Raw genomic sequence first — 10,241 nt, 5'->3', positions numbered from 1 at the left:
CCCGCCGACGCCCCCTACCGAACGGAACCAGTGCCATGACCGCCACCGCTCCGTCCTTCCGCCTCGCCGCCGTCTTCGACCGCGTCGACCCGGTGACCGGTCCCGCCTTCGCCGACGACCGCCCCCGGCTCCCCGCCGGCGCCGACCGCACCGCCGTCCTCGCCTACCTCCAGGCCGGCACGCCGGTCCTGCTCACCCCGCTGCTCGGTGACGATGTGGTGGCGCCCGAGCGGCGCGGGGTGGTGCCGATGGCGTTCCGCACCGACGGGGAGTGGATCTGGACCGACACCGTCGCCTACTACCTGGAGGAGCACGGCCTCGCGCCCGACCCGGAGCTGCTGGCGCACGTGCGGACCAAGGACGGGGCGGCGCCCGTCGGGCCCGGGGCGGAGGTGCTGGAGGCGGCGGTGGCGTTCGTGCTGGCGCCCACGGAGCGGCCGGTCTGGAGTGTCGGTACGAACGGCTGAACCCCGGCAGCAGCCCCGCCCGTCACTCGGGTGAGGAGAGTCGTCAACGGCAGGGGACCAGGGTGGGCGAGGAGAAGCAGGGCACCGGACAGGGCTACCGACTTCCGGAGGTGGCCTGGAGCTTCGACACCGAGGAGCCGGAGACCGTGCCTGCGCAGGAGCCCGCCAAGACGTCGCAGGAGCCCGCCGCGGCGCCCGTGGCCGGCGCGGTGCCCCGGGTGGCCGAGGTGGCAGCGCCGGGCGAGCCGCTGCGCCCGGGTACCCCACAGTCGGAGGCCCCGGGAGCGGTTGCGCCCCACGCGCCCGGGGCCTCCTCCGGTGCCGGTACGGAGACTGACGAGGCGTCGGAGGCCGAGGAGCTGGCCGAGGTCAGCTCCGCCACCCCCGAGGCCGAGCCGGAGGGCCGCACCTCCCGGATCTCCCGGCCGATGATCGCCGCGGCCGTCACGGCCGGCCTGGTGCTGGTCGGCCTGCCGCTGGCGATCACCCAGCTCGGCGGCTCCGGCCCGCACCACGGCCCCTCGCAGGGCAGCGGCCCGGTCGGCTTCAGCCAGCAGGGCGGCAGCAGCGGCGGCAACGGCTACGTGCCCGGCTTCGACTCGCACGGCGACACCGGCGGCCCGGCGGCCGGCGGCGGAGCGCCGGCGGGCGCGGACTCCGGCTCGCCGTCCCCGTCGTCCAGCACCCCGGACTCGCCCAGCCCCTCGCAGGGCCCGTCGGCGCCCTCGGCACCGCCGACCGGAAAGCCGACGGGCAGCGCGGGCTCGGGGAGCTCCGGCGGCAGCAAGGGCACCGGCGGCTCCACCGGCGGCGGTTCGAGCAGCACGGGCGGCTCCACCGGTTCGGGCTCCACCGGCGGCGGTTCCAGCAACACCGGCGGCTCCACCGGTTCAGGCTCCACCGGCTCCGGCGCGGGCTCCGTCCCCGGCGCCGGCAACGGTGGCGCCGTGATCGGCACCGGCGGCGGCACGGGCTCCGCCGGCGGCTCCCAGCCGCAGCCCGCCCCGAGCTCCGCCGCCCCCGCACCCGCCCAGCCCACCCCCGCCGCGCCCCCGCAGCCCACCACCCGCACCGTGGTGGCCGGCCCCTACTGCTCCGGTGCGGGCACCGCCTTCCACCAGAACGGCTGGTTCTCCGACGGCAACTCCGGCTGGCGCAGCAACTCCGGCGGCTGGAGTTCCGACCAGTGCAACGGCACCTACAGCTCGGTGCCGATGTCCGGCGACGCGAGCAAGGACGACGGCAACTCGGTGATCTGGACCTTCACCGGCCTGCGGGCCGGCAGCGGCAGCTGCGCGCTGGCCGTCTACATCCCGGCCGGCTCCAACGTGATGCAGGTCGGCGGCAACCCGACCTACTACACGGTGCAGACCGGCAGCTCGCCGGGCAGCGGCACGATCGGCTCTTTCACCGTCAACCAGGTCGCCAACCAGGGCAGTTGGGTCTCGGTCGGCAGCTACCCGCTGAGCGGCGGCGGCTTCTCGGTGATGCTGCACACCCGCGGCCTGGACTGGTCGGGCTCCACCCGGACCTACGCCCACCACGCGGCCGACGCCGTCCGCGTCAGCTGCGTCTCCTGACCCGCCGCAGTACCGACCGCAGTACGGAACACCCCCAGGAACGGAGAAGGACAGGCATGGCGCGCCCGGTGCTGACGGTCTGCGCGGAGCAGCGCGAGCAGGGTTCCTACCGCACGATCGGGGAGGCCCTGGCGGCCGCCCGCAGCGGCGCGGTGATCTCGGTGCGGCCCGGCCGCTACGAGGAGAACCTGGTGATCACCAAGATGGTGACCATCACCGCCGAGGACGTCCGCGGCTCGGTCCGGATCAGCCCCCGCAGCGGCACGGTGGTGCAGGTGGTCGCCGAGGCGGTGCAGCTCACCGGCCTGGTGCTGCAGGGCCAGGACGACGACCTGCCGGCCGTGGACGTGCCGCGCGGGCAGGCCGCGCTGCAGGACTGCGAGGTGCTCGGCAACTCCTGGACGGCGGTGCTGACCCGCCAGCAGGGCTCGCTGGCGATGCGCGGCTGCCGGGTGGTCAACGCGGCCGGCGCCGGGCTGGTGGAGACCTCCACCGGCACCAGCGTGATCGAGGACTGCGTGATCGAGCACCTGGGCACCTCCGCCGTGGTGATCGGCGAGCGGGCCAACCCGGTGGTGCGGCGCTGCGTGATGCGCGACGCCCGGGGCAACGGGGTGTGCGCCAACGGCCAGGCCCAGGGCCTGATCGAGGACTGCGAGATCTCCGCCACCGACAAGCCCGCGGTGGCGCTGGAGGAGCGCTGCACCACCCGGCTGGTGCGCACCGCGGTCCGGGACTGCGCGCTCGGCGTCTTCCTCTCCTCCGCCGACCGGGTGGTGCTGGAGGACTGCACGGTGACCGGCGTGCGCGGCCACGCGATCACCCTCTCCGGCGGCACCGACCCGCTGCTGCGCCGCTGCCGCACGGTGCGCAGCACCGGCCACGGCCTGCACATCGGCGACCGCTCCCGGGGCACCTTCGAGGACTGCGAGGTGGCGGAGGCCGGGCAGGCCGGCATCTGGGTCGGCGAGTCGGCCGGGCCGGTGCTGGTGCGCGCCTCGGTGCGCGGCGGCGCGGCGGCCGGGGTGGAGCTGGTGGGGGAGAGCACCGCCGAGTTCGACCGGCTGGAGGTGCGCGACCCGGCCGGCCCCGGAGTGCTGGTCACCGCGGGCGCCAACCCGCTGCTGCGCCGGATCACCGTCACGGCCGCCGCGGGCGCCGGGGTGGAGGTCACCGGCGAGGGACGGGGGCGGCTGGAGGACTCCACCGTCAGCGACACCGGCGGGACCGGCCTGCTGATCGCCGACGGCGGCAACTTCTACGCCGGCGGCAGCACCCTGCGGGCCACCAAGGGCGTGGCGCTCTCGGTCGGCGACCGGGGCTTCGCCACGCTGCGCGACTGCGAGCTGGCCGAGGCCGAGCTGGACGGCGCGAGCGTGGCGGGCGGCGGCGAGCTGACCGCCACCCGCTGCCGGATGCGCGACAACCGCCGGCACGGCCTGCACCTGCAGTCCGGCTCCCGCGCGGTGCTGACGGACTGCCGGCTGACCGGCAACGAGGTGGACGGCATCCGACTGGAGAGCGTCGAGCCGGTCCGGCTCACCGACTGCCTGGTGGCCGAGAACCACGGCTCCGGCCTGCGGCAGACCGAGGCCGGCGAACGGCTCGCGGTGGAGGGGCTGGAGAGCCGGGACAACCGCAACCCCGACGCGCACGGCACCGCCACCGCCACGCCCGACGCCCCGCCGGTGGACGGCGCGCCCGCCGCGCAGCCCGTCGCCGAGGTGAAGGGGCCGCAGGCGGTGCTGGAGTCGCTGGTCGGCCTGGAGGGCGTCAAGGAGCAGGTCGCCACCCTGGTCAACCTCAACAAGCTGGCCAAGCGCCGCGAGCAGGCCGGCATGCCGGCCCTGCCGATGAGCCGCCACCTGGTCTTCGCCGGCCCGCCCGGCACCGGCAAGACCACCGTCGCCCGGCTCTACGGCGCGATCCTGGCCGAGCTGGGCGTGCTGCGCAGCGGCCACCTGACCGAGGTGGCCCGGGCCGACCTGGTCGCCTCGATCGTCGGCGGCACGGCGCTGAAGACCACCGAGGTGGTCAAGGCCGCGCTCGGCGGCGTGCTCTTCATCGACGAGGCCTACACGCTCTCGGCCGGCGCCGGCGGCAACGGCCCGGACTTCGGCCGGGAGGCGATCGACACCCTGGTCAAGCTGATGGAGGACCACCGGGAGGATCTGGTGGTGATCGTGGCCGGCTACTCCGCCGAGATCACCGAGTTCCTGGCCTCCAACCCCGGCCTGGCCTCCCGGTTCAGCCGCACCGTGGAGTTCCGCAACTACTCGGTGGAGGAGCTGACCACCATCGTCGAGCACACGGCGGCAGGCCACGGCTACCGGCTGGCGGAGGGCACGCAGGAGGCGCTGGGCTTCCACTTCGAGCGGATGCCCAAGGGCGCCGACTTCGGCAACGGCCGGGCGGCGCGCAAGGTGTTCGAGGAGATGGTGGACCGGCAGGCCTCCCGGCTGGCCGAGTTGGAGTCGTTCAGCAACGAGGACATGGCACTGCTGGTGCCGCTGGACGTGGGCGAGCAGGCGGCGGCCGCGGGCCGGCCCGTTGCCGAGCCCGAGGCCTCCGGCCTGCTCGAGCAACTGAACGCGATGATCGGCCTGCGCGCCGCCAAGCAGCAGGTGGAGGACCTGGTCAGCCTGATCCGGCAGACCCGCCGCCGCGAGGAGGCCGGCCTGCCGACCGCCCGGATCAGCCACCACCTGGTCTTCGCCGGCCCGCCCGGCACGGGCAAGACCACGGTCGCCCGGCTCTACGGCGAACTGCTCGCCGAACTCGGCGTGCTGCCGGGAGGACGGCTGGTCGAGACGGCCCGCGCCGACCTGGTCGGCCGGTACGTCGGCCACACCGCCCAGCTCACCAAGGAGGCCTTCGAACGGGCCCGCGGCGGGGTGCTGTTCATCGACGAGGCGTACACGCTGACCCCGCGCGGGGGCGGCTCGGGCTCCTCCGACTTCGGGCAGGAGGCGGTGGACACCCTGATGAAGCTGATGGAGGACCACCGCGACGAGGTGGTGGTGATCGTGGCCGGCTACCAGGAGGAGATGCGCGGTTTCCTGGACTCCAACCCGGGCCTGGCCTCCCGGTTCAGCCGCACGGTGGAGTTCGAGCACTACACCGACGAGGAGTTGGTGCGGATCGTGCTCGCCCTGGCCGACACCTCCGGCTACACCTGCCCGGAACCGACCGTCGCAGCCCTCGGCGCCCTGTTCGCGGCCACCCCGCGCGACCGTTCGTTCGGCAACGGCCGGTTCGCCCGGCAGACCCTGGAAACGATGATCACCCGCCAGGCCGGCCGCCTCAGCCGCCTGGACGTCAACGACCTGGCGGAGCTGAGCATGCTGCTGCCGCAGGACCTGGGCGGAGTGGCGTGAGGCGGGGCGTGGGGCGGGGGCTTGCGGCGCGGGGGGTGACTGACGGCTCGTCGGTCACCTGGGGCAGCTCGTTCACCTTGCCCAGCTCGGCCGGCTCGGCCACCGTGCTCTCCCCGCCCACCTCGTCCACCTTGCCTGGCCTGCCCAGCTCTCCCACCTTGCCCTCCTCGTCCACCTTGCTCTCCTCACCCTCCCCACTCTCCCTGCCCTTCTCGCCCTTCCCGCCCGCCTCCAACCGGGTCCGCCTCGCCGGCTCTGCGCTCGCCGCACTGCTGCTGCTCGCCGCCGGGCCGGCAGCCGGCACCGCGTGGGCCGACGACCCGTCACCTGCGCCCAGCTCGCTGCCCGGCATCGCCCAGCAGCGCGGTGGCAGCGACAAGGGCTGCGTGCCGGCCGCGACCGCACCGGTGACGGCCGTGCCGTGGCCGCAGACCTTCCTGCGCCCCGACCAGGCCTGGCCGCTCAGCCAGGGCGCGGGCGTGACCGTCGCGGTGCTCGGCTCCGGCGTCGACGACGCGTCCGGCGCGCTCGGCAATCGGCTGACCCGGGCAGCCCGGTTGGCGGGCGGTGGCGGCGACCCGGCCCGCGACTGCGTGGGCCACGGCACCTTCGTCGCCGACCTGATCGCCGCCGGCCACCGGGACGGCACCGGCTTCACGGGCATCGCCCCGGCCGCGAAGGTGCTCGCGGTGGGCGTCACCGACGACACCGGCGCCACCAACGCCACCCTGTTGGCCGCCGGCCTGCGGGCAGCGGCGGACGGCGGCGCCCGGGTGATCTGCGTCGCCGCCACCGTCCCGGCCGGCACGGACGCGCTGCGGGACGCGGTGCGGTACGCGGTCGGCAAGGGCGCGCTGGTGGTCGCCCCGGCAGCCGCCGACTCCGGGCAGCAGCAACCGCTGGCCGCCGCCTACCCGGCCGCCTACCCCGAAGCACTCGCCGTCCGCGACCTCGCCCCGGGCGGCACCACACCCGCCAACACCGCGTACGCGGGCCGCGTGGACCTCGCCGCCCCCGGTGACGCGGTGATGAGCCACGGCCCCGGCGGCCCGGGCTACGCCACCGCCTCGGGCCCCAGCTTCGCGGCGGCCTTCACGGCGGGTACGGCGGCCCTGGTGCTCGCCCGCACCCCGGACCTGACGGCGGCTCAACTGACGCGCCGCCTGCTCGCCACCGCCTACCCCTCGGCCGTACCTACCCTCGACCTGGTCGCCGCCGTCACCCAACTCCCCACCACCGCCGGTGCTGTGGCCCCCACCCCGACCACCCTCCTCACCATGCCCACACCCCCACCCCGCTCTCCGGCCCCCGCCCAGGCCGCCACCATCGCGCTGGGCGCCTTCGCCGTCACCCTGCTGACCGGCGCCACGGCCGTCGTGATCCCGCGCGCCCGCCGTCGGCGGCGACGGCTGATCGGGAAGGCCTGACTTTCCGTCAGAGCGCAGTCGCCAGCCGGGGCAGGAAGTACTCCCAACCCGCCAGGTGGCCGCACACCTCCTCGGGGTTCGCCACTACCCCGACCCGGGGACCGTGGGTCAGCTCCAGCACCGCGAGCCGTCGCCCGCCTCCCGCACCCGGACCGCGACCTCGTACGCGTAGCCCCCGGCCTGCACCGGTTGGTGCTCCCACGCCCAGCCGAACACCAACGCGGCGTCGTCGGGGCGGTAGTCGACCACGGTGCCCACCAGAGTGTGGCCGACAGCCTCGAACCGGACCCGGTAGGCGCCTCCCGGAGTCAGCTCGGCCGACAGCTCGCCACCACCCCACCACTGCCTGACCACCGCCGCCTCGGTGAAGGCGGCCAACGCCCGCCGCCGATCGCACCCCGGCAGCACAACCTGCGCGAGCACGGTGCCGTCCTGCTCCCGAACGGCCCGGCTCTGGATCTGGTCCGCAACGACGGCAGCCGCAACGCCGAACTGGGGTAGATCGACTGTGTTGGCGCTCGCTGCTCACGTCCGACCGATCGGGCGGAGGGAGCTTCACTCTCGGGCTGGTACGGAGGTTCACCATGTCGATCAGTGATTCGGCTGTCGCAGCTGCCCTCGCCGCCTACCTCGAGCGCTACCCGGACCAGGCCGATCAACTGTCCGAGCCTTTGCGGCTCCTGGCCGAAGGGCGGGACTTCGCGTCGCGGCGGAGCTTCCCCATGCACGTGACCGTTGGTGCGCTCCTTGTCCGGGACGACGCCGAGGTCCTGCTCATCGAGCATCTGGCGTACGGGATCATGCTGCAGCCCGGTGGTCACCTTGAGCCCACCGACGACGATCTGTGTGCCGCCGCAGTGCGCGAGCTGACGGAGGAGACCGGGGTGGACCCCGCCGATGTGCTCCATACGTCGCAGGCGCCCGTATACATCGAGTACGGCCAGGTCCCGGCCCGGCCGGAGAAGGACGAGCCGGTCCACTACCACCTTGATCTCGGATTCGCGTTCAGGACCGCCCATTCGAATGTGGACGTGGGCCGCCTCCAGGAGTCCGAGGTGACGGGCGCGGCCTGGTACCCCCTCGCCACGGCCGAGCGTCTGGTCGGGCACCGCATCGCCCGGGCGGTCACCGCGCCGGATCGGCTCGGCTGACCGCCCCCGTCAGACGCTGAGTGCCGGCAGCCCGCTTGCTGACCCCGTTCTGCGGGTCGGCTCGCCCAGTCGCCAAGGCCTGCGATGGTGTCCAATGCGACGGCGACGCCGTCGGTGGCGGACTCAGAGCAAGGAGCGGAAGTCTCCGACCGACCAACGAGCGAGCCAGAAGGCTGCCGTGGAAGGGCTGTCCAAGCCGGCCGTCGAACCGTCGTGGGGAAGCAGCTCGGTCGGGGCGACATAGCCCTCTCCGGGATGTCCCTGGGGGATGCCTTGAACATGGCTCTAAAGTCTGCTACGGCCGACGCTGGCCTGTCACCACGGCAGCTTGCTGTGAGATGTGGTGTCACAGGCAAGACGGTGGAACGCTGGCTGGCGGATGCTGATCGTGTACCGCACGCGCGGAACCGTGAAGATGCCTGCCGGGCACTGGGAGTGGACGAAGAGATGATCTGGCCGTCGGCAATGAAGCGGGGGAAGTGACGCGCCAGCGGGAGACTATCGAGGACACGGCCCTGAGCGTGTCCACGCGCATCCGGATCACGCTGGAGAACCTCCACGCACTGAAGGGTCTCGCCGGTCTCGAAGCCCGCTTCAGCTCTCCCGAGGACTCGGTGAACCACGTCAGCCTGTCAGTGTTCCGATTCGACGACCAGCTTCTCGTGACACCGCACCTGGCCCGCTTGGTCGGCCACGACTCGCCCTTGTTGCACCTACGGAAGCACGAGAGCGGCGGCATGTTCGACCGGTTCGCCGAGCATGCAGAAGAGTTGTGGACGCGAGGCGTGCCGGTAACCGTGTAGCTTCACTGGCGGAGTGCTGCCGCTCCCGAGCGACGCGGGGAAAGCGCTCGTGACCGGCGTGCGGGCAGGGGAGTTCCGTGTGTCCAGGTGAACGAAGATCGATCAATCGCGCAAACGTGCAACTCTCCGGGCTGCTCGATCGTCCTCATCCTCGTGGAACTGACAGGCGATCCTTTTCTCTACCTCTGCTACCTCCTGGTACCGCTCTCCATAGCGCTGCTGATGCTCTGCTGGAGCCGGATCCGCGGACCGCAAGCGGTGCGGTTCGCGGGGCGGCTGGGCATGGTGCTGTTCGCCCAGGTGACGGCGGTGATGTTGGTGTTCGTGCTGGTCAACAACGCCAACCTGATCTACGGGGGCTGGGACGACCTGCTCGGTGACAGCAACCATGTGCGGGCCGTGCCGGTGCCGCCCGCCGCTGGGGACTCCGGGGGTGGCGCCGCGGGCGGCGGTGGGGGGTCGCCGGCCGCGAAGGTGGTCCAGCAGTTCTCGCCGGTGAACGACAACGCCGTGCCGAAGGACGTGAAGACCACCGACCTGAAGGGCCGCCTGTCCGGGGTGGACGGCGAGGTGCTGGTGTGGACGCCGCCGCAGTACGACGACCCGGCGTACAAGGACACCCAGTTCCCGGTGGTGGAGCTGCTGGCGGGCTTCCCGGGCTCGTCCAGCACCTGGTTCGGGACGCTGGACGTGTCCAAGCAGCTGGCGCCGCTGATGAAGTCGGGCCAGGTGGCGCCGTTCATCCTGGTCTCGCCGCGGGTGGTGCTGCTCGGCAACCATGTGGACACCGGCTGTGCGGACGTGCCCGGCAAGGTGAACGCGGAGACCTGGCTCTCCCGGGACGTGCCGCAGATGGTGCTGGACAACTTCCGGGCCGACCCGTCCTCCGCGCGCTGGGCGGTGGCCGGGTTCTCGGCCGGCGGGCACTGCGCGACCCGGCTGGCGCTGGACCACCCGGAGCGGTACCGGGCGGCGATCAGCATGTCGGGCTACAACGACCCGATGGGCGAGTCGGACTCGCTCACCGCCAAGGACCCGCACCTGCGCGAGGTCAGCAACCCGCTCTACATCCTCACCCACGCGGCCACGCCGCCCAATGTGGCGCTCTACGTGACCGGCCGCAAGGGCGACGGCCTGGAGGACGCCCAGGCGCTGCAGAAGGCCGCCAAGGCGCCCACCACGGTGACCCCGATCGAGTCCACCGGCCCGCACCTGACGGCGACCTGGAAGCCGATGGTGCCGGACGCGTTCCGCTGGCTGACCCAGTACATCCCGGTGAAGGCCGGCTGACGCCGGATCGGTGGCGGGGGGGGGGCGCCCGGCCCGCCCCCCCCCCCCCCGGGGGGGGCCCCCGCCGTGCGCCCCAGCGTCCCCGGTGAGCGCCGCCAGTTCGGGGTAGGCCCCCCCGGTGGGGCCGCGCCGGCGGGCCAGGACCC

At 73.6% G+C, this 10,241-nt stretch carries 9 protein-coding genes; 8 read left to right on the top strand and 1 reads right to left on the bottom strand.

Translation table 11 applies throughout. The features are described from left to right. Positions 1–35: 35 nt before the first annotated feature. The 4 genes from ACFYNO_RS23990 (at position 36) to ACFYNO_RS23975 (ending at position 6,851) form a co-directional block, all read left to right on the top strand. Positions 36–467 (top strand): hypothetical protein, encoded by a 432-nt coding sequence (locus ACFYNO_RS23990; protein ID WP_388015959.1) that lies wholly within the window; start codon positions 36–38, stop codon positions 465–467. A gap of 62 nt (positions 468–529) precedes the next feature. After that, a complete protein-coding gene (locus tag ACFYNO_RS23985; RefSeq protein WP_388015956.1) occupies positions 530–2,047 on the top strand; it encodes a hypothetical protein in 1,518 nt (505 codons plus the stop codon). Between the two features lie 56 nt (positions 2,048–2,103). After that, a complete protein-coding gene (locus ACFYNO_RS23980) occupies positions 2,104–5,424 on the top strand; it encodes a right-handed parallel beta-helix repeat-containing protein (RefSeq protein ID WP_388015953.1) in 3,321 nt (1,106 codons plus the stop codon). Positions 5,425–5,459: 35 nt separating this feature from the next. Then, positions 5,460–6,851 (top strand): S8 family serine peptidase, encoded by a 1,392-nt coding sequence (locus ACFYNO_RS23975; RefSeq protein WP_388015950.1) that lies wholly within the window; start codon positions 5,460–5,462, stop codon positions 6,849–6,851. 108 nt (positions 6,852–6,959) lie between these two features. Here the strand turns inward: ACFYNO_RS23975 and ACFYNO_RS23970 are convergent, their stop codons facing one another. After that, entirely contained in the window at positions 6,960–7,274 is a 315-nt protein-coding gene (locus ACFYNO_RS23970) for an SRPBCC domain-containing protein (protein WP_388015947.1), read from the bottom strand. A 161-nt stretch (positions 7,275–7,435) separates the two neighbouring features. Here ACFYNO_RS23970 and ACFYNO_RS23965 point away from each other — a divergent pair, with 161 nt between their 5' ends. The 4 genes from ACFYNO_RS23965 to ACFYNO_RS23950 all read left to right on the top strand — a co-directional run bounded on the left by ACFYNO_RS23965 (position 7,436) and on the right by ACFYNO_RS23950 (position 10,095). Then, positions 7,436–8,002 carry an NUDIX hydrolase gene (locus tag ACFYNO_RS23965; protein ID WP_388015944.1) on the top strand — a complete coding sequence of 189 codons (567 nt, stop codon included), beginning with the start codon at positions 7,436–7,438 and terminating at the stop codon, positions 8,000–8,002. A gap of 84 nt (positions 8,003–8,086) precedes the next feature. Continuing rightward, the gene (locus ACFYNO_RS23960) at positions 8,087–8,485 is read left to right on the top strand and encodes a helix-turn-helix domain-containing protein (protein WP_388015941.1); all 399 of its coding nucleotides are present in this window, start codon (positions 8,087–8,089) and stop codon (positions 8,483–8,485) included. Positions 8,486–8,523: 38 nt separating this feature from the next. Beyond that, positions 8,524–8,805: a hypothetical protein gene (locus tag ACFYNO_RS23955; protein ID WP_388015938.1), complete on the top strand. Its 282-nt coding sequence runs from the start codon at positions 8,524–8,526 to the stop codon at positions 8,803–8,805. A 153-nt stretch (positions 8,806–8,958) separates the two neighbouring features. Beyond that, the gene (locus tag ACFYNO_RS23950; protein ID WP_388015935.1) at positions 8,959–10,095 is read left to right on the top strand and encodes an alpha/beta hydrolase; all 1,137 of its coding nucleotides are present in this window, start codon (positions 8,959–8,961) and stop codon (positions 10,093–10,095) included. The last annotated feature ends 146 nt before the right edge of the window (positions 10,096–10,241 follow it).

This window comes from Kitasatospora sp. NPDC006697, from assembly GCF_042869935.1.
Taxonomy (GTDB): domain Bacteria; phylum Actinomycetota; class Actinomycetes; order Streptomycetales; family Streptomycetaceae; genus Kitasatospora.
This window is presented reverse-complemented; position numbering and strand designations above follow the sequence as displayed.

What these genes read in the sequence shown, in the direction of transcription:
- ACFYNO_RS23980 (WP_388015953.1), top strand. Translation starts at nt 2,104, where the DNA reads ATGGCGCGCCCGGTGCTGACGGTCTGCGCGGAGCAGCGCGAGCAGGGT.
- ACFYNO_RS23990 (WP_388015959.1), top strand. Translation starts at nt 36, where the DNA reads ATGACCGCCACCGCTCCGTCCTTCCGCCTCGCCGCCGTCTTCGACCGC.
- ACFYNO_RS23965 (WP_388015944.1), top strand. Translation starts at nt 7,436, where the DNA reads ATGTCGATCAGTGATTCGGCTGTCGCAGCTGCCCTCGCCGCCTACCTC.
- ACFYNO_RS23960 (WP_388015941.1), top strand. Translation starts at nt 8,087, where the DNA reads ATGGTGTCCAATGCGACGGCGACGCCGTCGGTGGCGGACTCAGAGCAA.